At 72.0% G+C, this 23,894-nt stretch carries 22 protein-coding genes and 1 pseudogene; 10 read left to right on the forward strand and 13 right to left on the reverse strand.

Annotated elements, in window-relative coordinates:
• Nucleotides 1-95 precede the first annotated feature (95 nt).
• From ACFY2Z_RS05485 to miaA, 5 genes are all read right to left on the reverse strand, one after another.
• On the reverse strand, nucleotides 96-1,568 hold the full coding sequence (locus ACFY2Z_RS05485) for a M1 family metallopeptidase (RefSeq protein ID WP_390742857.1): 1,473 nt from the start codon (nucleotides 1,566-1,568) through the stop codon (nucleotides 96-98).
• Nucleotides 1,569-1,701: 133 nt separating this feature from the next.
• Nucleotides 1,702-3,921, reverse strand: a complete 2,220-nt coding sequence (locus ACFY2Z_RS05490; RefSeq protein WP_390742858.1) for a RelA/SpoT family protein — start codon at nucleotides 3,919-3,921, stop codon at nucleotides 1,702-1,704.
• Between the two features lie 427 nt (nucleotides 3,922-4,348).
• Nucleotides 4,349-5,218 carry a diaminopimelate epimerase gene (gene dapF / locus ACFY2Z_RS05495; protein WP_390742859.1) on the reverse strand — a complete coding sequence of 290 codons (870 nt, stop codon included), beginning with the start codon at nucleotides 5,216-5,218 and terminating at the stop codon, nucleotides 4,349-4,351.
• A gap of 175 nt (nucleotides 5,219-5,393) precedes the next feature.
• Complete coding sequence (locus tag ACFY2Z_RS05500; protein WP_390742915.1) at nucleotides 5,394-5,897, reverse strand: hypothetical protein; 504 nt, start codon at nucleotides 5,895-5,897, stop codon at nucleotides 5,394-5,396.
• 108 nt (nucleotides 5,898-6,005) lie between these two features.
• Nucleotides 6,006-6,944 carry a tRNA (adenosine(37)-N6)-dimethylallyltransferase MiaA gene (miaA, locus tag ACFY2Z_RS05505; protein WP_390742860.1) on the reverse strand — a complete coding sequence of 313 codons (939 nt, stop codon included), beginning with the start codon at nucleotides 6,942-6,944 and terminating at the stop codon, nucleotides 6,006-6,008.
• Nucleotides 6,945-7,182: 238 nt separating this feature from the next.
• Here miaA and ACFY2Z_RS05510 point away from each other — a divergent pair, with 238 nt between their 5' ends.
• Together ACFY2Z_RS05510 and ACFY2Z_RS05515 are read left to right on the forward strand one after the other, a co-directional pair.
• A complete protein-coding gene (locus tag ACFY2Z_RS05510; RefSeq protein ID WP_390742861.1) occupies nucleotides 7,183-7,380 on the forward strand; it encodes a gliding motility protein in 198 nt (65 codons plus the stop codon).
• Between the two features lie 25 nt (nucleotides 7,381-7,405).
• A complete protein-coding gene (locus ACFY2Z_RS05515) occupies nucleotides 7,406-7,654 on the forward strand; it encodes an antitoxin (protein ID WP_390742862.1) in 249 nt (82 codons plus the stop codon).
• A gap of 120 nt (nucleotides 7,655-7,774) precedes the next feature.
• On the opposite strand, the gene ACFY2Z_RS05520 is transcribed toward ACFY2Z_RS05515, so the two are convergent.
• Nucleotides 7,775-8,494, reverse strand: a complete 720-nt coding sequence (locus tag ACFY2Z_RS05520; protein ID WP_390742863.1) for a class III extradiol dioxygenase subunit B-like domain-containing protein — start codon at nucleotides 8,492-8,494, stop codon at nucleotides 7,775-7,777.
• Between the two features lie 252 nt (nucleotides 8,495-8,746).
• Complete coding sequence (gene miaB, locus ACFY2Z_RS05525; RefSeq protein ID WP_390742864.1) at nucleotides 8,747-10,276, reverse strand: tRNA (N6-isopentenyl adenosine(37)-C2)-methylthiotransferase MiaB; 1,530 nt, start codon at nucleotides 10,274-10,276, stop codon at nucleotides 8,747-8,749.
• 147 nt (nucleotides 10,277-10,423) lie between these two features.
• On the opposite strand from miaB, the gene ACFY2Z_RS05530 reads away from it, so the two are divergent.
• The 3 genes and pseudogenes from ACFY2Z_RS05530 (at nucleotide 10,424) to ACFY2Z_RS05540 (ending at nucleotide 12,825) form a co-directional block, all read left to right on the forward strand.
• Entirely contained in the window at nucleotides 10,424-11,053 is a 630-nt protein-coding gene (locus ACFY2Z_RS05530; protein WP_390742865.1) for a protein-L-isoaspartate(D-aspartate) O-methyltransferase, read from the forward strand.
• A 343-nt stretch (nucleotides 11,054-11,396) separates the two neighbouring features.
• Nucleotides 11,397-12,509 (forward strand): annotated as a pseudogene (locus ACFY2Z_RS05535) (ATP-binding protein); the annotation flags it as partial.
• An 85-nt stretch (nucleotides 12,510-12,594) separates the two neighbouring features.
• Nucleotides 12,595-12,825 (forward strand): hypothetical protein, encoded by a 231-nt coding sequence (locus ACFY2Z_RS05540; RefSeq protein ID WP_311691742.1) that lies wholly within the window; start codon nucleotides 12,595-12,597, stop codon nucleotides 12,823-12,825.
• A gap of 31 nt (nucleotides 12,826-12,856) precedes the next feature.
• Here the strand turns inward: ACFY2Z_RS05540 and tatA are convergent, their stop codons facing one another.
• From tatA to ACFY2Z_RS05560, 4 genes are all read right to left on the reverse strand, one after another.
• Nucleotides 12,857-13,111: a Sec-independent protein translocase subunit TatA gene (gene tatA, locus ACFY2Z_RS05545; protein ID WP_390742866.1), complete on the reverse strand. Its 255-nt coding sequence runs from the start codon at nucleotides 13,109-13,111 to the stop codon at nucleotides 12,857-12,859.
• 141 nt (nucleotides 13,112-13,252) lie between these two features.
• Nucleotides 13,253-15,826 carry a magnesium-translocating P-type ATPase gene (gene mgtA / locus ACFY2Z_RS05550; protein ID WP_390742867.1) on the reverse strand — a complete coding sequence of 858 codons (2,574 nt, stop codon included), beginning with the start codon at nucleotides 15,824-15,826 and terminating at the stop codon, nucleotides 13,253-13,255.
• The gene (locus tag ACFY2Z_RS05555; RefSeq protein WP_390742916.1) at nucleotides 15,816-16,193 is read right to left on the reverse strand and encodes an ArsR/SmtB family transcription factor; all 378 of its coding nucleotides are present in this window, start codon (nucleotides 16,191-16,193) and stop codon (nucleotides 15,816-15,818) included. Before ACFY2Z_RS05555 ends, mgtA begins: the two co-directional genes overlap by 11 nt.
• 194 nt (nucleotides 16,194-16,387) lie before the next feature.
• A complete protein-coding gene (locus tag ACFY2Z_RS05560; RefSeq protein ID WP_390742868.1) occupies nucleotides 16,388-16,792 on the reverse strand; it encodes a MazG nucleotide pyrophosphohydrolase domain-containing protein in 405 nt (134 codons plus the stop codon).
• 98 nt (nucleotides 16,793-16,890) lie between these two features.
• On the opposite strand from ACFY2Z_RS05560, the gene ACFY2Z_RS05565 reads away from it, so the two are divergent.
• Nucleotides 16,891-17,889: a TAXI family TRAP transporter solute-binding subunit gene (locus ACFY2Z_RS05565; RefSeq protein ID WP_390742869.1), complete on the forward strand. Its 999-nt coding sequence runs from the start codon at nucleotides 16,891-16,893 to the stop codon at nucleotides 17,887-17,889.
• Between the two features lie 39 nt (nucleotides 17,890-17,928).
• On the opposite strand, the gene ACFY2Z_RS05570 is transcribed toward ACFY2Z_RS05565, so the two are convergent.
• Nucleotides 17,929-19,353 carry an ATP-binding protein gene (locus ACFY2Z_RS05570; protein WP_390742870.1) on the reverse strand — a complete coding sequence of 475 codons (1,425 nt, stop codon included), beginning with the start codon at nucleotides 19,351-19,353 and terminating at the stop codon, nucleotides 17,929-17,931.
• A gap of 10 nt (nucleotides 19,354-19,363) precedes the next feature.
• Complete coding sequence (locus ACFY2Z_RS05575; RefSeq protein WP_390742871.1) at nucleotides 19,364-20,050, reverse strand: response regulator transcription factor; 687 nt, start codon at nucleotides 20,048-20,050, stop codon at nucleotides 19,364-19,366.
• Between the two features lie 385 nt (nucleotides 20,051-20,435).
• Between ACFY2Z_RS05575 and ACFY2Z_RS05580 the strand changes: the two genes are divergently transcribed.
• From ACFY2Z_RS05580 to ACFY2Z_RS05595, 4 genes are all read left to right on the forward strand, one after another.
• Entirely contained in the window at nucleotides 20,436-21,212 is a 777-nt protein-coding gene (locus ACFY2Z_RS05580) for an amino acid ABC transporter ATP-binding protein (protein WP_390742872.1), read from the forward strand.
• An 80-nt stretch (nucleotides 21,213-21,292) separates the two neighbouring features.
• Nucleotides 21,293-22,132 carry a glutamate ABC transporter substrate-binding protein gene (locus ACFY2Z_RS05585; protein ID WP_390742873.1) on the forward strand — a complete coding sequence of 280 codons (840 nt, stop codon included), beginning with the start codon at nucleotides 21,293-21,295 and terminating at the stop codon, nucleotides 22,130-22,132.
• Between the two features lie 78 nt (nucleotides 22,133-22,210).
• Nucleotides 22,211-22,876 carry an amino acid ABC transporter permease gene (locus ACFY2Z_RS05590; protein ID WP_390742874.1) on the forward strand — a complete coding sequence of 222 codons (666 nt, stop codon included), beginning with the start codon at nucleotides 22,211-22,213 and terminating at the stop codon, nucleotides 22,874-22,876.
• Complete coding sequence (locus ACFY2Z_RS05595; protein WP_390742875.1) at nucleotides 22,873-23,757, forward strand: amino acid ABC transporter permease; 885 nt, start codon at nucleotides 22,873-22,875, stop codon at nucleotides 23,755-23,757. The genes ACFY2Z_RS05590 and ACFY2Z_RS05595 overlap by 4 nt, the downstream gene beginning before the upstream one ends.
• Nucleotides 23,758-23,894 lie beyond the last annotated feature (137 nt).

Below are 23,894 nucleotides of genomic sequence, written 5' to 3' on the forward strand. Positions count from 1 at the left end.
TCCCGTCGCCCGGGCCTGGGGCCGCGCCGCCGACCTGTCGATGGTCGCACGGCACGGCCTGTCCCGTCATCCGGGTTGTCGTCCCGTTCCGGGGCTCAGACGGGGTTTGTCCTCCAGTCCGGGTGGCCCGGCATCGGCGGGGTTTTCCTGCCGTACAGCCAGCCCCGGAAGAAGGCGCTCAGATCGCGTCCCGCCACGCGGGAGGCCAGCTGCTCGAAGTCGGCGGTGGTCGATGTGCCGTCCCGGTGCAGGGCGGCCCAGGACCGCTCCAAGCGCTCGAAGGCGGGACGCCCGATCTCCTGGCGGAGCGCGTACAGCACGAGCGCGGCGCCGTCGTAGACGCTCGGCCGGAAGATGGCGATCTTCTGGCCCTGCCGGGGCGGCTGGGGGGCCGCGGGCGGGCCTCCGGTGGCGCGCCAGCGGTCGGAGAAGGCGTAGGCCGCCTTCATACGGGCCTCCATCGGCCGGTGCGCGGTCTCCTCCGCGTACAGGGCCTCGTACCAGGTGGCGTGTCCCTCGTTGAGCCACAGGTCGGACCAGGTGCGCGGGCTGATGCTGTCACCGAACCACTGGTGGGACAGCTCGTGCACCATGATCGACTCAATGTACCACTGGGGGTAGGCGGGGTTGCCGAAGACGTCCTTCTCGAAGAGGGAGAGCGTCTGGGTCTCGAGTTCGAAGCCGGTGCGTGCCCGGGCGATCAGCAGCCCGTAGGTCTCGAAGGGGTACGGGCCGACCTTCTGCTCCATCCAGGCGATCTGGGCGGGGGTCTTCGCCAGCCAGGGTTCGAGTTGCGCCGCGTCCTGGGCGGGGACGACGTCGCGCAGGGGCAGTCCGTGCGGACCGCCGCGCTGGAGCACGGTGGTGCGGCCGATGGAGACCTGGGCGAGTTCGGTGGCCATGGGGTGCTGGGTGCGGTAGCTCCAGGTCGTGGCGTTGCCGCTGGGCCGGGTGCCCACCGGGAGTCCGTTGGCCACGGCCCGGTAGCCGTTCGGCGCGGTCACGTGGAAGGTGAACAGCGCCTTGTCGGAGGGGTGGTCGTCGCAGGGGAAGACCAGATGGGCGGCGTCGGCCTGGTTGGCCATCACGAGCCCATCGTCGGTCTGCACCCAGCCGCCCTCGCGGCCCTTCTCGGGCACCGGGTTGCTGGTGTGCCGCACGGTGATGATCATCGCGCCGCCCTTGGGGAGGGGGGCGGTCGGTGTGATCACCAGGTCCTCTCCCGCGGTGGTGAAGTGCGCGGGCGCTCCGTTGACGTCGACGGACGCCACCGTGCCGTGCGCGAAGTCCAGATTGACGCTCTCCAGGCGCTGGGTGGCGCGCGCACGGATCTTGGTGACGGCGGCGAGCGGCTTGCTGTTGCTGCCGGGATAGGCGAAGGAGAGGTCGTACGACAGGACGTCGTAGCCGGGGTTGCCGAGCGTCGGGAAGAGCCGGTCGCCGATGCCCAGGGGCACGGCGGGCGTGGGGGCGCCCGCCGCGATCAGACAGCCGGAGACGACACAGGCGAGCAGGGCCGCCCGGGCACGCCGGGCACGCGGGATGGCGGAACGGGGGGTGTGCGGCATGGACCACGGCTACCAGCGCGCGTGCACCGCGCGGTGACGACGCGCGCCGGGCCCACTCGAACGGATTCAGTTCCGGACCCCGAGCGCCCCGGCCGCCACCCGGGGGGACGGCCCGAGGGCGGCCGTACGGCGGTCAGCGGGCGGCCGCCGCGGCGTTGTGGGCCCGGCTGACGTCGTACACGCCCGGCACGTTCCGCATCGCGCGCATGAGGGCCGGCAGATGGGCCGCGTCCGGGAGTTGCAACGTGTAGGTGTGGCGCACCCGCTGCTGGCTGGGCGGCTCGACGGTGGCGGAGACGATGGCCACGCCCTCCAGGGCGATGGCCTCGGTGAGGTCCGCGAGGAGGTGCGGGCGCCCGAAGGACTCGGCGACAAGGGTGACCCGGAAGTCGGTGGTGTCGCCCCAGCGCACGCCGATCTCCGGGCGCCCGGTGCTCTTCATGCGCGCCGCTCCGGCGCACTCGACGCGGTGCACGGTCACCGCGCCTCCGCGTACGGCGAAGCCGGTGACCTCGTCGGGCGGCACGGGCGTACAGCAGCCGGCGAGACGTACCGAGGCGCCGGGCAGGTCGACGACCGCGTTGGCGGCGCGTGCGCCGGGCGCCTCCGCCGTGGGACGCGTGGGAGGCACGGGCGGGCGTGAGGACAGCGCGGTGGGGCGCGCGGCGGTGTCGGGCGCGATGGTGTGCGCGCCGGCGCCGTCCGCAGCCGGCTCGGCGCCGTGATCCGCGGCGCCCGCTGCGGACGCGCCGCCGGACGGGTCCCCCGGCGCGGGATGCGCCGCCAGCCGGCGCTGGATGGCGATCCGCGCGGCCGGCGTGTGCGCGTGTTCCAGCCACTCTCTGGACGGTTCTGAGGCCGGGTCCTGGCCCATCAGGAGCTGCACGGTGTCGCCGTCCTGCAGAACGGTGCCCAGCGTCGCGAGCCGTCCGTTGACACGGGCGCCGATGCAGGCGTGCGCATCCTCCCCGTACTGCGCGTAGGCGGCGTCCACACAACTCGCGCCCTCGGGCAGCCCCAGCGCGCCCCCGTCAGGGCGGAAGACGGTGATCTCCCGGTCCTGGGCGAGGTCCTCACGCAGGGTGGACCAGAAGGTGTCGGTGTCCGGGGCGGCCTCCTGCCAGGTCAGCAGGCGCGAGAGCCAGCCGGGGCGGGTGGGGTCGACGCGCTCGCCGTCGGACGGGTCGTCGGGGGCGGGGGCGTAGGGATTGCCCAGGGCGATCACGCCCGCCTCCGCCACCTTGTGCATCTGGTGGGTGCGGATGAGGACCTCGGCGATCTCGCCGTCCTCGCGCGCGACCGCGGTGTGCAGCGACTGGTACAGATTGAACTTGGGGACGGCGATGAAGTCCTTGAACTCCGAGACCACCGGTGTCATACAGGTGTGCAGTTCGCCGAGGACCCCGTAGCAGTCGGCGTCCTCGTTCACCAGGACCAGGAGCCGGCCGAAGTCCGCGCCGCGCAGCCGGCCCCGCTTGCGGGAGATGCGGTGCACGGAGACGAAGTGCCGTGGTCTGATGAGGACTTCGGCCTGGATGTCCGCCTCGCGCAGCACCGTGCGCACCTGTTCGGCCATGTCGGCGAGCGGGTCGTCCCCGTGCGCCGCGTTCTCGACGATCAGCTCCCGGGTGTGCTCGTACTCCTCGGGATGCAGGATCGCGAAGACGAGATCCTCCAGCTCGGTCTTGAGTGCCTGGACACCGAGGCGCTCGGCGAGCGGGATCAGCACGTCCCGGGTGACCTTGGCGATGCGCGCCTGCTTCTCCGGGCGCATCACGCCGAGGGTGCGCATGTTGTGCAGCCGGTCGGCGAGTTTGATCGACATCACGCGGACGTCGCTGCCGGTCGCGACGAGCATCTTGCGGAAGGTCTCGGGCTCGGCGGCGGCGCCGTAGTCGACCTTCTCCAGCTTCGTGACGCCGTCGACCAGGTAGCGCACCTCCTCGCCGAACTGCTCGCGCACCTGGTCGAGTGTCACGTCCGTGTCCTCGACGGTGTCGTGGAGCAGGGACGCGGTCAAGGTGGTGGTCTCGGCGCCGAGTTCGGCGAGGATCAGGGTCACGGCGAGGGGGTGCGTGATGTACGGCTCGCCGCTCTTGCGCATCTGCCCCCGGTGTGAGGATTCGGCCAACAGATAGGCGCGGCGAAGTGGTTCGAGGTCGGCGTCGGGGTGGTGGGCGCGGTGCGCCTCGGCGACATGGCCGATCGCGTCGGGCAGCCGGTCGCGGACGGCGGGGCCGAGCAGGGCGGCGCGCCCCAGGCGGCGCAGGTCGATCCGGGCGCGGCTCTTCCTGCGGTGCGTCCCCGGCGTGGCAGGGGCGGGGGTGGCAGGGTTCGTGGCCTCCGCACTCATGGGGCACCTCCGGCTCGTGGACCGGCGGACGGAGTGCCCCTTGGCATACGCGGCGCAGGGGATGGCGACGGTCCCCCGTCCGGGCCGGTGCTTGATGCTATCGAGCCCACCACGCCCGCCCGACCGGCTCTCGCCGAGCGTGAAGCGGATCACCCATTCGAGCGACGATTCAGGGGTTTACGGCTTTCAGCCATAGCCCGAGGCACCGACCGTCGATTCGAGCAGCCCCGGCCGTCCCGGGCTGCGGATCGGAGCGCCCTGAGTAAGCCGGGCTGTGATCCGGAGCCGCGCGGAGGAGTGGCCGGGGACGTTTTCCGGCCACCCTCCTGTGCCGAGCATCACGTTCATGTGCGACCCCGTGCTTCCGCGCGCCGCCCGTTCGCCCCCCAAGGAGCCGCTGGTCGGGGCAGGTTGACAGGGTGTCGAGTCAGCGTGCCGCGGTCCGCAGCCAGTCGGTGTCGATCTCGCCCTCGGCGACGATCACCGCCGGGCCGGTCATCTCGATCTCGCCGTCCGCGTACTCGGTGATCACCAGGGTGCCGCCGGGAACGTCCACGGTGTACGTCACCGGGGTGCCCGTGACGGCCGGGTCGGCGCCGTCGCGGCGGGCCGTGGCGACGGCCACGGCGCACGCGCCCGTGCCGCACGAGCGGGTCTCGCCGGAGCCGCGTTCGTGGACACGCATCGCCACGTGCCGGGGCGCGCGGTCGACCACGAACTCCACGTTGACCCCGTCCGGGTAGACGGACGCCGGGCTGAACGGGGGCGGGGTGTACAGATCGCCCGCGTGCCCGAGGTCGTCGACGAAGGCCACCGCGTGCGGGTTGCCCATGTTCACGTTGCGGGCGGGCCAGCTGTGCTCGCCGACGCTCACCGTGACCCCGTCCTCGGGGAGGAGCGCCCGGCCCATGCCGACAGTGACGTCGCCGTTCTTGGCGATGTGCACGGTCTTGACGCCCCCGCGCGTGGCGATCACGAGATCCCCTTCGGCCACATGCCCGGCGCGCTGGAGGTAGCGCGCGAACACGCGCACGCCGTTGCCGCACATCTCCGCGATCGAGCCGTCCGCGTTGCGGTAGTCCATGAACCACTCCGCCCGGTCGGCCATCCCCCGGGCCTCGGGGTGCGCGGCGGAGCGCACGACGTGCAGCAGACCGTCGCCGCCGATGCCAGCGCGGCGGTCGCACAGGGCGGCGACGGCGGATGCGGGCAGGTCGATGACGTTCTCGGGATCGGGGACGATCACGAAGTCGTTCTCCGTGCCGTGCCCCTTGAGGAAGGCGATCCGCGTGCTCATTCCTCGATCGTACGGGGTCGCCACGACACCCGGGACGAGCGGTCCTGAGGCGGACGGCCTGGTGGGGGGCGCAGGGCGAGGCGGCGACGGGATCGCCACAGAGGTACGGCGACGGGATCGCGGCAGGGACACGGCCGGCCGGGACAGGCGGTCGGCCCGGTGCGGCCCCGGCGGCTCAGCGCAGTCGGGCCACGCGCCACACGGCCAGTACGACCACCGCGGCGACCAGGACGACGTAGGCGAGGACGACCCGCCAGTCCGGGCGCCGTCCGGAGCCGCGCTGCGGCAGGCCAGGCCACGTGTAACCGACCCGGCGCGCGGCCATCATGCCCCAGCCGGCCGCGCAGGAGAAGATCAGCAGACCGAGCATGGCGACCACGGCGCCGCCGTCACCGAACTCGAAGGCCAGCGGGAAGGCGAACATCAGGGAGCCCATCGCCGCCAGCCCCACGATGGGGGCGAGCTGCCAGATCCGCAGTCGGCGCTGCGGGCGCAGCTCGACCTCGACCTCGGGCCCGGTGGACAGCTCGTCCGGGCTCGGCCCGTCGTCCGTCACACCGCCCGAGAGCTGATCGTCGGGACCATCGGAACTGAGCCTCTGGTCCCTGGCCTCCGCGCTCTCGTGCTCCGCGCTCTCGTGCTCCGCGCTCTCTGCGGTGTCGCGAGGGCCGGCCTCCATCGCCACGCGCCCTCCCAACTCGGACTCCACTTGGTCGATCGAAGCTCGATGATGGCATGCCGCCGGAGGCCCGGATGACGGCCGGGGCGTCCCGATGCCATCACGTGATCAGGCTGTAACCGGTCGTTCGACCAACGCCAGCGCGCGGTGCGGGAGTTCCCGCAGGTCCGCAACGGCGCCGCTGAGCCAGTGCACCCGCGGGTCGCGGCGGAACCAGGAGTCCTGACGGCGCGCGAAGCGCTTGGTAGCGCGTACGGTTTCCGTGCGCGCCTCCTCCAGCGTGCACTCCCCCTCGAGCGCCGTGAGCACCTGCTGGTATCCCAGAGCGCGCGACGCCGTGCGCCCCTCCCTCAGCCCCTGTGCCTCCAGCGCGCGCACCTCGTCCACGAGTCCCGCCTCCCACATCCGGTCGACCCGTCGCGCGATGCGCTCGTCGAGCTCGGGGCGCGCCACGTCCACGCCGATCTGGACCGTGTCGTAGACCGAGTCATGGCCGGGGAGGTTGGCGGTGAAGGGCTTGCCGGTGATCTCGATGACCTCCAGGGCCCGGACGATACGGCGGCCGTTGCTGGGCAGGATCGCCTGCGCGGCCCCCGGGTCGGCGGCGGCCAGGCGTGCGTGCAGCGCTCCGGATCCGCGCACGGCGAGCTCGTCCTCGAGCCGGGCGCGCACCTCCGGGTCGGTTCCCGGGAACTCCAGATGGTCGACCGCGCCCCGCACATACAGACCGGAGCCGCCCACCAGGATCGGCCAGCGGCCCTCGGCGAGCAGGGCGTCGATCCGGGCGCGGGCGAGGCGCTGGTACTCCGCCACGGACGCCGTGACCGTGACGTCCCAGATGTCCAGCAGATGGTGCGGGATGCCGCCGCGCTCCTCGGGAGTCAGCTTGGCGGTGCCGATGTCCATCCCCCGGTAGAGCTGCATGGAGTCGGCGTTGACGACCTCGCCGCCGAGGTGCTGGGCAAGAAATACGCCCAGATCGGACTTTCCGGCCGCGGTCGGTCCGACGACGGCGATGACCCGCGGTGCGGGGGCTGCGCTACTCACCGCAACAGTCTCGCAAACCTCCGGACTCCTCCTCGAACGAGCGACGTTACGCGCCGTATGCGAGGTCGTTGCCTGATGCGAGGTTCCGGTCACCGGTTCGAAGGCGGGAGGGCCGGGCCATACAAACGGGCGCACCGAGTTACGCGGGATTTCGCCCGCACGAGTAACGTATGGAGTGGGTATGGGCGTTTTTGCACGGCTTTTCCGGCGGTCGAGGACGACGGAGGAGGCACAGTCCGTGGCGGCGGAGGCCGCGCGGGCGACGGCCGGGAGCGAGGCGGGGGCGACGGACGCGGACAAGGTCTCGGCCGGGACCGAGACCGGGCCGGAGACGGAGGAGACAGCTCCGACCGCCGATGACGGCGTAGGGATCCCCCGGCAGCAGTCCGCCGCGGAGGCCGCCGAGAACGAGGCCGAGGAGGGCGCCCGCACATAACCGCGCTTCGCAGGGAAGGTGGACCATGGGTCTCGTGGACAACCTGATGGCCAAGGTCTCGAACTTCGCGCAACAGTACGAAGGAAAGGTCGATCGTGGCCTGGAGAAGGCCGCGAAGATGATCGACGACAAGACCAAGGGCAAGTACAGCGGCAAGATCGACACGGGCACGGGCAAGGCGAAGCACGCGATGGAACGCATCGCGCACCGGGACACCGGCCCGGCGGCCAGTGGGCAGACACCACCCGGCGGATCGCCGCCTCCGGCGTCCTGACACGGCACGACACATCGGCGGACGGCCGCGAGGCAGGGACCTCCCGGCCGTCCGCCGTGTCCGTGATCACGGCTTCCCGGGGTCGCGGCCACGGCGGCCCGAGCCGGGCCGCCGGACGTGCTACGACCAGGCCGCCACGAGATACCCCACCCCGTAGGGCGCGTCGTCGTACAGGAGCGCGCCGACGAGGTCCGCGCTCTCCGCCGCCCCCGCGAGGATCTGCCAGGGCGCCCGGCCCCAGGCCTGCAGCTCGTGGGCCAGGCCGACGTCCAGCGCTCTCAGGGCCGCCAGGTCCGCGGTGTCGAGCGCACGCGCCACGGCGGCGTCGAAGCCGGCCGCGCGCTCGTCCAGGTAGCCCGGCGCCTTCAGCGTGCGGCAGGCGCTCGCATCGCCCATGATCAGCAGCGCCACCCGCGCGTCCTGCGCGGCAAGCGCCGCCCCCGTCTCGGCGCACTGCTCGGGGGCCAGGAGTTCCGGCACACCGAGCCCCTCCACGGGCGCGTCCGCCCAGTTCAGGCGCTCCAGCAGCCAGGCGGCGACGGCGAGCGAGAGCGGGAGCTCCTGTGCCGGCGCGAGCGGCCGCGGTCCCGCGCCGCCGAGTCGTACGTCGACGTCCACCCCGAACCCGCGGAACGACCCCCGCGTGCCCTGCGGATGCGGCCCGCAGCCGCTCTCCGGTGCGGGGCCGACGACCACCAGCCGGTCGGGGCGCGCGGCGGCGAGCACGCTCAGGGCGTCCGCACACGCGGTGCGGGCACCGTCCAGCTCGGGCGCGGCACCCGCTGCGACCTCGGGGACGAGCAGGGGCGGACAGGGGCAGACGGCGGCGGCGACGAGCATGATCCGCAGCGTAACCCCGCCGGACGGTGCCATGGCGCTTCGCGGACGCGGTCGGCGCACCCGCCGCCGTCAGCGTCTCAGCGTCCGGCCGACACGGCCGCCCCGCCCGCACCCGCCCCGGTGACGTCCGTCGTCGGTCCGGACGGCGCCATGGCACCTCGCGGACGCGGTCGACGCACCCGCCGCCGTCAGCGTCTCAGCGTCCGGCCGACACGGCCGCCCCGCCCGCACCCGCCCCGGTGACGTCCGTCGTCAGTCGCAGCCGCAGGCCCCGGCCGTGGCGACCGGCAGGGGCTCCGGGCGCCCGATCTTGGGCAGGCCCAGCATGACGCCGGCCGGCTTGGCGGCCTCCGCCGCGTTCCGCTTCTCCCACGCGTCGCCTGCGCGCGTGCGGCGCACGCTCAGCACGGGGCCCTCGGCGAGCAGGTGGTGCGGGGCGGCGTACGTGACCTCGACCGTCACCACGTCGCCCGGGCGGACCTCCTCGTCCGGCTTGGTGAAGTGGACCAGACGGTTGTCGGCGGCGCGGCCGGAGAGGCGGTGGGTGGCGCCGTCCTTGCGACCCTCGCCCTCGGCGACCATCAGCTCCAGGGTGCGGCCGACCTGCTTCTTGTTCTCCTCCCAGGAGATCTCCTCCTGAAGGGCGACGAGACGCTCGTAGCGCGCCTGGACGACCTCCTTGGGGATCTGGTTCTCCATGGTGGCCGCCGGGGTCCCGGGCCGCTTGGAGTACTGGAAGGTGAACGCCTGCGCGAACCGCGCCTCGCGCACCACCTGCATGGTCTGCTCGAAGTCCTCCTCGGTCTCGCCCGGGAAGCCGACGATGATGTCGGTGGTGATCGCGGCGTGCGGGATGGCGGCCCGCACCTTCTCGATGATCCCCAGGTAGCGGTCCTGGCGGTACGAGCGGCGCATCGCCTTCAGGACCGTGTCCGAACCCGACTGCAGCGGCATGTGCAGCTGAGGCATGACGTTCGGCGTCTCGGCCATGGCCGCGATGACGTCGTCGGTGAAGTCGCGCGGGTGCGGGGAGGTGAAACGGACCCGCTCCAGGCCCTCGACGGCGCCGCAGGCGCGCAGCAGCTTGCTGAACGCCTCCCGGTCGCCGATGTCCGAGCCGTAGGCGTTGACGTTCTGTCCCAGCAGCGTGATCTCGGAGACGCCCTCGGCGACCAGGGCCTCGACCTCGGCGAGGATGTCCCCGGGCCGGCGGTCCTTCTCCTTGCCGCGCAGGGCGGGGACGATGCAGAAGGTGCAAGTGTTGTTGCAGCCCACGGAGATCGACACCCAGGCCGCGTACGCGCTCTCGCGCCGCGTCGGCAGGGTGGAGGGGAACGCCTCCAGCGACTCCGCGATCTCGACCTGCGCCTCCTCCTGCACCCGGGCGCGCTCCAGCAGGACGGGCAGCTTGCCGATGTTGTGCGTGCCGAAGACGACGTCCACCCAGGGCGCCCTCTTCACGATGGTGTCGCGGTCCTTCTGCGCGAGACAGCCGCCGACGGCGATCTGCATGCCGGGCCGGTCGGCCTTCTTGGGCGCGAGGCGGCCGAGGTTGCCGTAGAGACGGTTGTCGGCGTTCTCGCGCACGGCGCAGGTGTTGAAGACGACGACGTCCGCGTCACCGTCCGAACCCTCGGGGGCGCGCACGTACCCGGCGTCTTCGAGCAGCCCGGCCAATCGCTCTGAATCGTGGACGTTCATCTGGCACCCGTAGGTGCGGATCTCATAGCTCTTGGGTGCGGGAACGTCCACTGCGAGGCTCCGGTCGCTGCTGCTGGTCATTCCTCAAGGGTAGGCGTTTCCTGGAAGTCCCTGCCCCGGTGCTGCCCGGAGCGGGCGCCTCGTGGAAACCCGCAGCCCGGCGGCTGCCCGGCCCATTGGTGTGGTGACCCGACCGTGACCTCGGTACCCAGGGATCCCGGAGATCTCGTGCGAGCCCTCAGAGCGGCCGGGATCAGGGACGAGCGACTGCTCGAGGCCGTGCGAACGACGCCCCGGGCGGGGTTCGTCCCCTCGGGGCAGACGGCCGCCGCCTATCGGGACGTGCCCGTCGCCATCGGGCAGGGTCAGGTCACCACGCAGCCGTCGCTGTCCGCCCTGATGATCGAGGGTCTCGGTCTGGACGGCAGCGAGCACGTCCTCGAGATCGGTACCGGCCTCGGCTTCCAGACAGCGCTGCTCGCCCGGCTGGCCGCCGACGTGGTCAGCATCGAGGTACGGCCGGACCTGGCCCGGCAGGCGCGCGCGCATCTCGCGCGGCAGGACGTACGGAACGTGGACCTGCGGGTCGGCGACGGCACATGTGGCGTGCCGGACCGGGCTCCGTACGACGCGGTCCTGGTGTCGGCGGCGTTCACCGAGGTGCCGGAGCCGCTGGTCGAGCAGGTGCGGCAGGGCGGCCGCCTGGTGCAGCCGATCGGGCCGGGCGGGCACGAGCAGGTGGTGTGCTTCGAGCGCACGGAACGGGAGTTGCGGGAGCTGCGGGTGCTGACCGCCGCCTGCTTCGTCCGGCTCCAGGGGCGGCACGGCTTCCCGCCGGACGAAGCGCGCTTCCCTTGAGCCGTCTCTGCGGGTCCCCACGGCAGCCGCGGGCGATGACCGGGGACCCGCAGAGAGACACCGGCGGGCGGTCCTCGGCGAGGCCGGCCGCGTCGAAGGCCTCGACGCCGCGGCTGAGCCGCAGCACCGTCCAGCCCAGCCCGGCCGTGCCGAGCAGGACGAGCCCGGCGAGGACCAGCACGGACCGGCGGACATGTCTGCGCCGTGGACGCCCGCGCCGGGACCGTTTCGAGTGGCGGCTCATGACCGCTCCCTCCTCCGAGGGGCGGTCAGACCGCGTAGCGGCCGGGGGCGAACAGATGGAGGTTGCCGCGGATCCAGTCGGAGGTGCGGCGCGGACGGCTTTCTGCTGCCCGTGAGTCCGGCGGTGCGCCAGGTCGCGGCCGGCCGTCGGGCGCCGTACTACGGCGTCGCCTCGGTGGCGGGCCATCCGGTGCGGGTGCTGACCACTCCGGCCCGCAAGGGACTGGCCGTACAGGTGGCGCTGCGGTCCGACGGGGTGCAGCGGGCCGAGCGTCAGGCCGCCGGTCTCCTGGCCGTGATCGGCGGGGCGGGCGTGCCGGTCGCGGCGCTGCTGGGCTACTGGGTGTCCCGTTCGGAGCTGGCTCCCGTGACCCGGCTGACCTCGACCGCTGAGCGGATCACGGCCACCCGCGACGCCGGGCTGCGCATCGAGGTGCCGGGCGCGCCCCGAGGCCGTGAGGACGAGCTGACCCGACTCGCCGTCACCATCAACACCATGCTCGACGCCTTGGAGCAGTCCGTCACCGCGCAGCGACGGCTGGTCGCCGACGCGTCGCACGAACTGCGCACGCCCCTGACGGCGCTGCGCGCCAATGCGGAGATCCTGCTGCGGACGGATGAGCTGACCCCGCGTCAGCGGTAGCGTGCCACGGCCGCCCTCACCCGGCAGCTGCGGGAGGTGACCACGCTCGTCAACGACCTGATCGACCTGGCACGCGACGAGGAACCGCACCAGGCGCTCGAACTGGTACAGCCGACGGCGCTCCTGGAGCACACCGTTCGCGCGGCCCGCGACCATTGGCCCCAGGTCGCCTTCGCCGTCGACATCGACCCGGCGGCCGCGGCCGGGATGACGGCCGCCGTGCCGAGCCGTCTGACGAGGCTCTTCTCCGACCTCCTGGACAACGCCGCGAAGTTCTCGCCGACCGGCGCACGGGTGGAGGTGGCCGCGCGCACCGCACCGGCCGACGGCGGGCTGGAGATCACTGTCCGCGATCACGGTCCCGGCATCGATGCCGCGGACCTGCCCCATGTCTTCGACCGCTTCTACCGGTCCCGGACCGCTCGCGCCCTGCCCGGCTCCGGCCTGGGCCTGGCCATGGCGCGCCAGATCGCCCAGACCCACGACGCGGAGCTCACCGCTCATCAGGCACCGGGGGGCGGGGCACTGTTCCGGCTGGCTCTCCCCGTCGATCCGCGCTTCACCGACTGAGGTGGCACGGCCCGCTTCGGGCATCACCCGCCGAGGTGGTAGAGCTCACAACACTTCATCGATTGCGCAACTTTACAGTACAGACATGGATCTTCATGTCGCGACGAAGTGGGAGACGGCGGTCCTCGCGGGAGGGCCGGCCGACGGCCTGCGCATGCGGGTCGCGGGCCGGCCCTCGGTGGTGCAGGTGACCTGTCCGTGCCAGGTGGAGGACCCGGCGGACGGCGTCCAGGTGGCGGCGCTGTACGTGTACCGGCGCCGGCTCGGCGCCCGGGACGAGCCCCTGATGTACGGCTACGACAGCGCCAGCCCCTGACCCGGCCGGGTCGCCGGGCGGCGGCCCCGGCTCAGGAGGCGGTGGCCGGCGGTTCGGCCGCCGCGACCTCGGCGGCGGTCCGGACCGCCGCCGAGGTCGCGGCGGACTCGGAGCCGGGGGAGGAGGGCGCGTCCTCGTCCTTCATCGCCTTGGCCTCGCTCTTGAGGATGCGCATCGACTTGCCGAGCGCACGGGCGGTGTCCGGCAGTTTCTTCGAGCCGAACACCATGATGACGACGATCGCCACGATCAGGAGATGCCAGGGTTCCAGTCCGTTGCGGAGCATCGGCCGCGCCCGCCTTCCTCGCCTCGGCCGAGGACGCCTTCCGTCACTCGCCCGTCCGGCTCATGGTTGCTACTTTGCGCAACTGTACGACCGTGACACGGAATCGGGAGCGTGGGACGCCCGCCCGGTCCGAACCGTGACCTACAGGTGATCGCCGCCGGCCGCGGCGCGCCGCTCGTAGCGCGCCCGGACCGCCCACAGCGCGAGCGCGTACAGCGCGAGGACGGCGGCGAGCAGCACGTAGTAGCCCACCGGCAGCACGGTCATGCCGAGCACCGCACCGACCGGGGTGAAGGGCAGCAGGAGGGCGAGGGCGGCGAGGACGCCCGCGGCCCGGCCCACCGGCCCCGGGGCCCGCCCGGCGGCGAGGCCTCGGCCGGAGCGCAGCAGCACCATCACCACGGACTGGGTGAGCAGGTTCTCGGTGAACCACGCCGAGTGGAAGACGGCTTCGTCGTCGAGTGGGTCGGGCCCGTACAGGGCGAGCGCGAGGACGGCGAAGGTGGCGAGGTCGGCGACGGCGTTGAGCAGGCCGAAGCCGGTGATGAAGCGGAGGAAGTCGCGCGGGCGCAGCACGGTGGGGCGGGTGAGCACCCCGGGCGCTGGGCGGTCGTACGCGAAGGCGAGCTGGGCCGCGTCGAAGCACAGGTTCTGGGCCAGCACCTGGGCCGGGAGCATCGGCAGGAAGGGCAGCAGGAGGCCCGCGCCGAGCATCGCGACGACGTTGCCGAGGTTGGAGGAGAGCGTGACGCGCAGATAGGTGGCGATGTTGCCGCTGCTGTGCCGCCCGGCGGCGACGGCGTGGTCGATCGCGGTGAGGTCCTTGTAGGCGAGGACGACGTCCGCGCTCTCCCGGGCGACGTCGACGGCGTCGCGCGGGGCGATCCCGACATCGGCGGCGTGCAGCGCCGGGACGTCGTTGACGCCGTCGCCGAGGAAGCCGACGGTGTGCCCGGCCCGGCGCAGCGCGGTGACGATCCGCGCCTTGTCCTCGGGGGTGCACCGGGCGACGACGGTCGCGGTGTGGTCGTCCGCGGCGCCCGCGGTCCGTACCTCACCCGGGTCGAGGCCGAGGTCGCGGCAGGCGCGGGCCGCCGTGCCCGGATGGTCGCCGGTGAGGACCCGCACGGTGACGCCGCGGGCGGCGAGGTCCCCAAGGGCCCGCGCGGCGGTCGGGGCGAGGGCGTCCCGGAAGGTGACGAAGCCGCGGAAGGTGAGTCCGCGCTCGTCGGCGGGGGTGTAGGGGCGGATGCGGGCGGGTCGGTCGCCGGCCGCGACCGCGATCACCCGCAGGCCGTCCCGTGCCTGGCCGGCGGCGAGGGCGAGCAGCCGCTCCCGCTCGGCGGGTGCCACGGCGCAGCGCTCCAGTACGGCCTCGGGGGCGCCCTTGACGAGGAGGGTGTGGGTGCCGAGGCCGCCGCGGACCACGGCGGTGGCGATCCGGCGGACCGGGTCGAACGGTACGGCGGTCACGCCGTCGTACGCCTCCCAGCTGCCGTCGGCCGCGTCCAGCAGCGCCTCGTCGAGGGCGTCCGGGGCGGGCAGGTCGGCGAGCTGGAGGGTCCACCAGGCGGTGGCGGCGGCCTGGCGCAGCACCTCGGGCGCGTCCCGGCCGGCGCCGTCCAGGGCCCGTTCCACGACCGGCCGGTCCTGGGTGAGGGTGCCGGTCTTGTCCAGGCACAGCACATCGGCCGCGCCCAGGTCGTGCAGGGCGGGCAGGCGCTTCACGATCACGCCGTGGGTGCGGGCGAGCAGCCGGGCGCCGCGTGCCAGGCAGGTGGTGACGATGACGGGCAGCATCTCGGGCGTGAGGCCGACGGCGACGGCCACCGCGAAGGGCAGCGTCTCCAGGCCCCGGTCGCGCAGCGTCGCGTTGGCCATCAGCACCAGCGGCGGGGTGAGCAGCATGAATCGGATCAGCACCCAGGAGATGCCGTGCACGGACCGCTCGAAGGCGCTCGCCTCGCGCCGGGCGGGGACCCCGTGGGCCCGGGCGAACCGGGTGCGGGTGCCCGTCTCCAGGACGAGCGCGGTGCCGCCGCCGGTGGCGACACTGCTGCCCTGGAAGCACAGATGGGGCTGCTCGAAGGGGCCCGCCACCACGGCCGTGGGCGCGTCGAGGGCGTACTTGGCGACGGGCGCCGACTCACCGGTCAGCGCCGCCTGGTGCACGGTCAGGCCGCCCGTGCGCAGCAGCCGTACGTCGGCGGGGATCAGGTCGCCGGGCGCGAGGCGGATGACATCGCCCGGCACCAGTTCGGCGGCGGGTGTCTCCCACTCCCGGGGCGGCCGGTCGGCGTCCGGGCGGCGCAGCACGGTCGCGGTGGTGGCGACCAGGTCGCGCAGCGCGGCCATCGAACGGTCGGCCCGGTACTCGCCGGTGGCGCGCAGCAGACAGCTGACGACGACGAGGGAGAGGATCACGCAGGCGGTGCCCCAGGCGCTGACCGTCGCGGACACCAGGCCGAGGCAGAGCAGGACGGTGGTGAACGGATCGCGCAGACCGCGCACGAAGCGGCGGGACCAGGAGGGGGTACGGGCCTCGGGGAGGACGTTCTCGCCGAGGTCCGCGAGCCGGGACTGCGCCTGCGCGTCGGTGAGTCCGCGCGGACTGCTCCGCAGCCGGCGCAACTCCTGGAGGGCGGTGGGCGCCCCGGGGCCGGGGCCGACGCCCGCGAGCCGGGCCGGCGACGGTGCGGCGGCCTCAGAGGCCACGGAGCCGGGCGGCCGGGACGCCGGTGCGGGTGGCACGGTCGCTGAGCTGGTCCACCACCAGGCGCACCACGGTCACCACGTCCGCGTCGGCGGCGGTGTCGGCGATGTCGACGAAGTACACCTGCCGGCGGCCCTCGCGACGGGAGCGCACCAGTCCGGCGAGCTTCAGCTTCGTCAGATGCTGGCTCACGGCGGGCAGTGCGCCGCCGACGCGCTCGGCGAGTCCGGTGACATCGCTCTCGCCCTGCGCGAGCGCCCAGACGATGTGCAGCCGCGCGGGCGAGGCCAGCAGCCCGAACGCGGCCGCCGCCGCCGACCACACCTCGGGGGGCGGGTCCTGCGCGAAACCACCGCCACCTGCCGCCACCGTCGTCGTCCCCTTCCCGTTGCCGGTCATGTCCTGAGAGTCGCCCCAGTCTAGGGGCGACTCCGGCCCCGGCCCCACCGAGGGCGCGGCCCGCCGACCCGGCATGCCGGCGGACGAAGACTGCCGGGGACACGACGGTCGGCACAGGGCCGACCGGCGGTCAGCCCACCGGGCGGCGCGCAGGCGTGGGCGTCCTACACCGAGGACGGCGTCCACCCCTGACGGCGCAGCACCGCCGACACGTCCGGGGCCCGGTAGTGGTCGCCCTTGAGGACCTTCCCGTCGTCCCGCCGGGCGACCGTGCCGTCCGGGCCGATCTTGGTCATGTTGGCGCGATGGATCTCGGCGATCACCGCGTCGAGGTCGATGCCGTGCACAAGAGCCGTGCCGTAGGCCACGTACACGAGGTCGGCCAGCTCGTGCGCCAGCCGGTCCAGTGGTCCGGTGACGGCCACCTCGGCGACCTCGGCCGCCTCCTCCGCGAGCAACTCACCGCGGTGCGCGGCCAGCTCCGGGGAGACCTCGGTCGGAACGGAACGGGCGTCGAGGCCGAAGGCGAGGTGGAACTCTCGGACGAGGGAGGCGGGTGAAGGGTGCATCCGGCGACCCTATCGGCCACCGCCGCCGCGACCCTCGCGCTCATCCGCACGCACCCCGCCCTGGTCAGGGGTGCGTGGGGCCTGGCAGGATCGCCCGCATGCTCCAGGCACTCCCCCGTATCGGCAGGCGCCGCGCGCTGCTGGGCTCGACGGCAGCCCTCGCGCTCGTCGGGCTGCTGCTGTGGTGGCTGCTGCCGATCGGCGACGAGTCCCCCAGCGGCACTGTCACCTTCAGTACGGGCACCCCGACCGGCGTCTACCAGAAGTACGGCATGCTGCTGCGGGGCGCCATCGCCAAGGACCTGCCGCGGCTGGACGTCCGGCTGCTGGACAGCGACGGCTCGCAGCAGAACGTGCGACGGGTGGCCACGGGCAAGGCGGACTTCACTATCGCCGCGGCCGACGCGGTGGAGACCTACCGACTGGAGAAGCAGCCGGGCGCCGACCGGCTGCGCGGCTGCGCACGGCTGTACGACGACTATGTCCACCTGGTGGTGCCGCGCTCGTCCCCCGTGCGGTCCGTGGCGGACCTCAAGGGGCGCACCGTCGCCGTCGGGCCGGCCGGCTCGGGGGTGCGGCTGATCGCGGACCATGTGCTCGCCGCGGCCGGGCTGGATCCGAAGAAGGACATCACCGCCCTGTCCGACGGCATCGGGACCATGCCCGGCCTGCTCAAGCAGCACAAGATCGACGCGTTCTTCTGGTCGGGCGGACTGCCCACCAGTGCGATCAGCCAGCTGTCGAGCCGGTTCGGGATCCGGCTGGTGCCCATCGGCAGCGATCTGGTGGCGAAGCTGCACGCGCAGGGCGGCGCGTCCCGCTACTACCGGGCCGCCGTGATGCCCGCCGACGCCTACCCGGACATCGAGCAGGGCTCGGCCGTGCAGACCGTGGCCGTCGCGAACCTCCTGATCACCCGGGAGGACATGAACGCGGACCTGACCGAGAAGCTCACCCGCACCGTGATCGACAGCCGGGACCGGATCGGCGCCCAGGTGCACGCGGCCCAACTGGTGGACCTCCGGACGGCGATCTACACGGATCCGCTGGAACTGCACGAGGGCGCGCGGCGGTACTACGAGTCGGTGAAGCCGTAGCCGGGGCGGGCCGTATCTCGCATTCCCTCGACCTCGTCCTCACGAACCGGACGATCCGCCCGCGCTCACCGTCCGCGGCACCGTGACCGTCACCTTCAGCCCGTGCGGCTCGTGGTGCGCGTACGCGATCGATCCCCCGCCCGCCGCGAGCAGCGTCCGTGAGATCGACAGCCCGAGCCCCGAGCCCTTGATGTTCTGATGTGCCGCGCTGCGCCAGAAGCGGTCCCCGATGCGGGCCAGTTCCTCGTCGCCGAGTCCGGGGCCGCAGTCGGTGACCACCACCGTGGCCCACGCGCCGTCCGCCGCGACCTCGACCTTGACGCACTCCCCCTCCGGGGTGAACTTCACCGCGTTGTCGATGACGGCGTCCAGGGCGCTGGACAACGTGACGGGGTCGGCCCAGGCGGTGGTGGCCGGGCAGTTCCCGATCAGCCGTACGCCCCTGGCCTCGGCCGTCGGATTCCACGCCGCGACCCGCTCGGCGGCCAGCGCGCCCACGTCGGTGACCCTCAGGTCGGCCTCGGCATGCTCGGCGAGCGCCAGGTCGAGCAGGTCGTCGAGGACCTGCGCGAGGCGCTTGCCCTCGGTCTGCACCGAGGCGATCTCCTCGTTGCCCTCCGGCAGTTCGAGGGCGAGCAGCTCGATGCGGAGCAGCAGCGCGGAGAGCGGATTGCGCAACTGGTGGGAGGCGTCGGCGACGAACGCGCGCTGCTGCTCCAGGACTTCCTCGACGTTGTCCGCCATCTCGTTGAACGACCGGGCCAGCCGTCGGAGTTCCGGCGGCCCGCCGGCGGCGGCGACCCGGGACTTGAGGCGCCCGGTCGCGATGTCGTGGGTCGTCGCGTCCAGGACCCGTACGGGCCGGAGGACCCAGCCCGTCAGACGCAGCGCCGCGCCCACCGCCAGCAGCATCGCGGCGATCTCCCCGGCGCCGATGAACAGCCAGCCGTGCAGGATGCGCGACCGCATCTGCCCGGTGGGCGACTCGGTGACGACGACGGCGATGACGTCGCCGTCGCGGATGACCGGGGAGGCGACCACGAGCCGGGTCCGCTGCCAGGGCCACACCTGCTCCGGGTCATGGCTGCGGCGGCCGAGCAGGGCCTCGTTGAAGGCGTCGCGGCCGTCGCCCTCCTGCGGCAGGTACCAGTCCTCCGGCGCGTTGGCCATCGGTACGTCGTCGCGGTAGAAGACACCCGCGCGGATGCCGTAGACGCCGTAGTACATGGCGAGTTCCTTGCGCAGGGTCTCACCACGTTCGTCCTCGGTCCCCACCAGGGAGCCTGCCGCGGGCCGGTCGGTGACGAACTGCGCGAGGGCCGCGAAGCGCGCCGTGTCGTCGATCCGGTCGACGACGACCCGTTGCTGCTGCGCGGCGGCGAGGCTCACCGCGAGCGGGACACCGAGCGCGAGCAGCACGGCCGCCATCAGGACGATGAGCAGCGGAAGCAGTCGTGCGCCCACCCGTCCCCCGCTAGGCGACCGGGGCGACGAGCCGGTACCCGACGCCTCGCACGGTCTCGATCAGCGCGGGCATCCGCAGCTTGGAGCGAAGGGAGGCGACATGCACCTCCAGGGTGCGTCCGGTCCCCTCCCAGCTGGTCTGCCAGACCTCGCTGATGATCTGCTCGCGACGGAAGACCACGCCGGGGCGCTGGGCCAGCAGGGCGAGCAGATCGAACTCCTTGCGGGTGAGCTGGACCACCGAACCGTCCACGCTGACCCGGCGGGTGGGCAGTTCGATCTGCATCTGGCCGAGGCGCAGCACGGTCTCGGTGGCGCCGGTGTCGTCCAGGTGCGGGATGCGCCTGCTGACGGCGTGGATGCGCGCGAGCAGCTCCCCGGTGTCGTACGGCTTGACCACGTAGTCGTCGGCGCCGAGGTTCAGGCCGTGGATCCGGGAACGCACGTCGGAGCGCGCGGTCACCATGATCACCGGGATGTTGGCGCGCTTGCGGATCTTCCCGCAGACCTCGTAGCCGTCCTGGTCGGGCAGGCCCAGGTCGAGCAGGACGACACCGAATCCGGCACCCTCGGGGACCAGCGCCCGCAGGGCCTCCTCACCGTTGCGGGCGTGGGTCACGTCGAAGCCGTGTCGCGCGAGCACGGCGGACAGGGCGGCCGCGACGTGGTTGTCGTCCTCGACGAGAAGCAGTTTCATGCCGGCCCCCTCCGGATCTCTCGGTCCACGGTCCTGTTCGCCTTCACCCTGTACAAGAGCCGGCCCGCATCCTCTCCCGGGAAGGGGCCGTCTGTACCCGAAAGACGTCATCCGCCCGAAGGCGGAAAGCGTCATCCGTGCGAACGAATGCACGCGGGCGCGTGCACCAAGGCAGTCACGCCGATGAACAAGGACGGCGTCAAGAGGGATCCGGTTGCGGGCGCCTTCCGTTATTCAGCCGGTACGCGGGCGGCATACGGTGACTACGACAGGTGAACGATCGCTATCGGATCGTGATGCTCAGATCTCCCTCAGATGTAATGACGCTGGTCGCGCGGCCTCACTACTGTCCTCCGAAACCGAGTGAGGACGGAGCCAACCAGTAATGACCGCAGCATCGGTGGCCAAGGACTCGGTGGCCGCGACCGACGAACTGGTCGTCCTGAAGAGCGTCAACAAGCACTTCGGCGCGTTGCACGTGCTCCAGGACATCGACCTGACCATCACCCGTGGTGAGGTCGTCGTGGTCATCGGCCCCTCGGGGTCGGGAAAGTCCACCCTGTGCCGCACCATCAACCGCCTGGAGACGATCGATTCGGGCACCATCGCGATCGACGGCAAGCCGCTGCCCCAGGAAGGCAGGGAACTGGCCCGGCTGCGCTCCGACGTCGGCATGGTCTTCCAGTCCTTCAACCTCTTCGCGCACAAGACCGTGCTCGAGAACGTCATGCTGGGCCAGATCAAGGTCCGCAAGACGGACAAGAAGCAGGCCGAGGAGAAGGCCCGCGCCCTGCTCGACCGGGTCGGCGTGGCCACCCAGGCCGACAAGTACCCCGCCCAGCTGTCCGGCGGCCAGCAGCAGCGCGTCGCCATCGCGCGCGCCCTGGCGATGGACCCGAAGGTCATGCTCTTCGACGAGCCCACCTCCGCCCTCGACCCCGAGATGATCAACGAGGTCCTGGAGGTCATGCAGCAGCTCGCCCAGGACGGCATGACGATGATCGTCGTCACCCACGAGATGGGGTTCGCACGATCGGCTGCGAACCGCGTGGTCTTCATGGCTGACGGCCGGATCGTCGAACAGGCCGCCCCCGACCAGTTCTTCAGCAACCCGCGCAGCGACCGGGCCAAGGACTTCCTCTCCAAGATCCTGCACCACTGACGGCGCGGGCCCCGGCGTTCTCACCAGCCGGGGCGCCCTCCCTGACGGACCTCGTTCCTCACCACTCAAAGGATGTTCACATGAAGTTCCGCAAGGTCACCGCCGCCACGGTCGCCGTGCTCGCCCTCGCCACCGCCGCCACGGCCTGCGGATCCGGCGACAAGAAGGACGGCGGGTCGTCCTCGGGCGGCGGCAAGACCATCAAGATCGGCATCAAGTTCGACCAGCCCGGCATCGGCCAGAAGACGCCGCAGGGTTACACCGGCTTCGACGTGGACGTCGCCACGTACGTCGCCAAGCAGCTCGGCTACAGCGCGGACCAGATCGAGTGGAAGGAGTCGAAGAGCGCCGACCGCGAGACCATGCTGCAGCGCGGTGACGTCGACTTCATCGCCGCCTCGTACTCGATCACCCCGGCGCGCCAGCAGAAGGTCGACTTCGCGGGCCCCTACCTGCTCGCCCACCAGGACGTGCTGCTCCGCGCCGACGACAACAAGATCAAGGCGCCCTCGGACCTGAACTCGAAGAAGCTGTGCTCGGTGACGGGCTCGACCTCGGCGCAGAACGTCCATGACAAGCTCGCGCCGAAGGCCCAGCTGCAGCAGTACCCGACCTACTCGGCATGTCTGACGGGTCTGCAGAACGGCGCCGTCGACGCGCTGACCACCGACGACTCGATCCTCGCCGGCTACGCCTCGCAGGCCGCCTTCAAGGGCAAGTTCAAGCTCGGCGGCTTCAAGATGACCAACGAGAACTACGGCATCGGCGTCAAGAAGGGCAGCGACCTCAAGGCGAAGATCAACACCGCCCTGGAGAAGATGGTCTCGGACGGCTCGTGGAAGACCGCCGTGGAGAAGAACTTCGGCCCCGCCGACTACAAGAACGAGCCCGCGCCGAAGATCGGCAACATCGTCCAGTAAGCAGGGCCTGACGACCGTGCGCCGCCCCCGGTGGGCGGCGCACCCCGGCCTGTCCGACACGCGGAAGCGCGGGACCTCATGTTCGACTTTCTTGATCGCTACGACCTGCTGGGAGCGTTCTGGGGGACGGTTCAGCTCACCGTCCTCTCCGCGGTCGGCTCCCTGATCTGGGGCACTGTGCTGGCCGCGATGCGGGTCAGCCCGGTGCCGGTGATGCGCGGTTTCGGGACCGCCTACGTGAACATCGTGCGGAACATCCCGCTGACCGTGATCATCCTCTTCACCTCCCTGGGACTCAACCAGACCCTGGGGGTCAATCTGGGCGCCTCGGACTTCGTCACCATCAACTTCCGGCTGGCGGTGCTCGGTCTGAGCGCCTACACCGCGACGTTCGTGTGCGAGGCGCTGCGGGCCGGCATCAACACCGTGCCTGTCGGGCAGGCGGAGGCGGCTCGCGCTCTGGGGCTGACGTTCACTCAGGTCCTCACGCTGGTGATCCTGCCGCAGGCGTTCCGTGCGGTCGTGATCCCGCTGGCGAACGTGCTGATCGCGCTGACCAAGAACACCACCGTGGCCGCCGCGATCGGTGTCGCCGAGGCGGCTCTGCTGATGAAGAAGATGATCGAGAACGAGGCTCAGTTCCTGCTGATCTCCGCGGTGATCGGTTTCGGGTTCGTGTGCCTGGTGCTGCCGACCGGCCTGATCTTCGGCTGGGTGGGCAAGAAGCTGGCGGTGAAGCGATGAGTTCCGTCCTCTACGACGCCCCGGGGCCCCGGGCCAAACGGCGCAACGTCGTCTGGACCGTGCTGTTCGCCGCCGTCCTGGCCGCCCTGGCATGGTGGGTGTACACCAGCCTCGACGCCAAGGGCCAACTGGACTGGGCGCAGTGGCAGCCGTTCTTCAGCGGGACGGAGGCCTGGACGACGTATCTGTTGCCGGGTCTGCAGAACACGCTCGAGGCGGCGGCCCTGGCGGTGCTCATAGCACTGCCACTGGGCGCGGTCCTGGGCATCGCCCGGCTCTCCGATCACGCCTGGATCAGGGTTCCCGTCGCGATCGTGGTGGAATTCTTCCGCGCCATTCCGGTGCTCGTTCTCATGATCTTCAGCAACGCCCTGTTCGCCCAGTACACGAACGTCGCCGCGGACGACCGCCCGCTGTACGCGGTGGTCACCGGCCTGGTCCTCTACAACGCCTCCGTCCTCGCGGAGATCGTCCGCGCGGGCATCCTGGCCCAGCCGAAGGGCCAGTCCGAGGCCGCGCTGGCGATCGGTCTGCGCAAGAACCAGGTCATGCGGCTGATCCTGCTGCCGCAGGCGGTCACCGCGATGCTGCCGGCCATCGTCAGCCAGTTGGTGGTGACCGTGAAGGACACGGCGCTCGGCGGCGCGGTTCTCACGTTCCCCGAACTGCTGTCCTCGGTCTCGCCGATGAGCTCCTACTACGGCGCCAACACCATCGCCAGCTTCACGATCGTGGCCCTCTTGTTCCTCGTGGTCAACTTCGCTCTGTCGATGTTCGCGGCCTGGCTGGAGAAGCGACTGCGGCGGGCCAAGAAGTCGACCGGAGCGGTGCTGGCACCGGCGGCCGTCAATGGCGCGGAGTCGACGGGCATCAACGCCTGACGGTTCCTCAGGCGGTCGTGGACCGATCCTCCGTCGACCTGACCGCCGGAGCGACCGGTTCCTCGAACCGTCCGTCCCGCAGGGCAGTGGCGTCACGCCACTGCCCTGCTCGCTTGACGGGCGCAGCGGCAGTGGGT

Origin of the sequence: Streptomyces sp. NPDC001222, assembly GCF_042896945.1 — a bacterium.
Taxonomy (GTDB): Bacteria; Actinomycetota; Actinomycetes; order Streptomycetales; family Streptomycetaceae; genus Streptomyces; species Streptomyces gibsoniae.

Excerpts from the sequence above, each read along its gene's own strand:
- ACFY2Z_RS05485 (WP_390742857.1), bottom strand. The coding sequence starts at position 1,568 with ATGCCGCACACCCCCCGTTCCGCCATCCCGCGTGCCCGGCGTGCCCGG.
- ACFY2Z_RS05490 (WP_390742858.1), bottom strand. The coding sequence starts at position 3,921 with ATGAGTGCGGAGGCCACGAACCCTGCCACCCCCGCCCCTGCCACGCCG.
- dapF (WP_390742859.1), bottom strand. The coding sequence starts at position 5,218 with ATGAGCACGCGGATCGCCTTCCTCAAGGGGCACGGCACGGAGAACGAC.
- ACFY2Z_RS05500 (WP_390742915.1), bottom strand. The coding sequence starts at position 5,897 with ATGGAGGCCGGCCCTCGCGACACCGCAGAGAGCGCGGAGCACGAGAGC.
- ACFY2Z_RS05515 (WP_390742862.1), top strand. The coding sequence starts at position 7,406 with ATGGGTCTCGTGGACAACCTGATGGCCAAGGTCTCGAACTTCGCGCAA.
- ACFY2Z_RS05520 (WP_390742863.1), bottom strand. The coding sequence starts at position 8,494 with ATGCTCGTCGCCGCCGCCGTCTGCCCCTGTCCGCCCCTGCTCGTCCCC.
- miaB (WP_390742864.1), bottom strand. The coding sequence starts at position 10,276 with ATGACCAGCAGCAGCGACCGGAGCCTCGCAGTGGACGTTCCCGCACCC.
- ACFY2Z_RS05540 (WP_311691742.1), top strand. The coding sequence starts at position 12,595 with ATGGATCTTCATGTCGCGACGAAGTGGGAGACGGCGGTCCTCGCGGGA.
- tatA (WP_390742866.1), bottom strand. The coding sequence starts at position 13,111 with ATGCTCCGCAACGGACTGGAACCCTGGCATCTCCTGATCGTGGCGATC.
- ACFY2Z_RS05560 (WP_390742868.1), bottom strand. The coding sequence starts at position 16,792 with ATGCACCCTTCACCCGCCTCCCTCGTCCGAGAGTTCCACCTCGCCTTC.
- ACFY2Z_RS05565 (WP_390742869.1), top strand. The coding sequence starts at position 16,891 with ATGCTCCAGGCACTCCCCCGTATCGGCAGGCGCCGCGCGCTGCTGGGC.
- ACFY2Z_RS05575 (WP_390742871.1), bottom strand. The coding sequence starts at position 20,050 with ATGAAACTGCTTCTCGTCGAGGACGACAACCACGTCGCGGCCGCCCTG.
- ACFY2Z_RS05580 (WP_390742872.1), top strand. The coding sequence starts at position 20,436 with ATGACCGCAGCATCGGTGGCCAAGGACTCGGTGGCCGCGACCGACGAA.
- ACFY2Z_RS05585 (WP_390742873.1), top strand. The coding sequence starts at position 21,293 with ATGAAGTTCCGCAAGGTCACCGCCGCCACGGTCGCCGTGCTCGCCCTC.
- ACFY2Z_RS05590 (WP_390742874.1), top strand. The coding sequence starts at position 22,211 with ATGTTCGACTTTCTTGATCGCTACGACCTGCTGGGAGCGTTCTGGGGG.
- ACFY2Z_RS05595 (WP_390742875.1), top strand. The coding sequence starts at position 22,873 with ATGAGTTCCGTCCTCTACGACGCCCCGGGGCCCCGGGCCAAACGGCGC.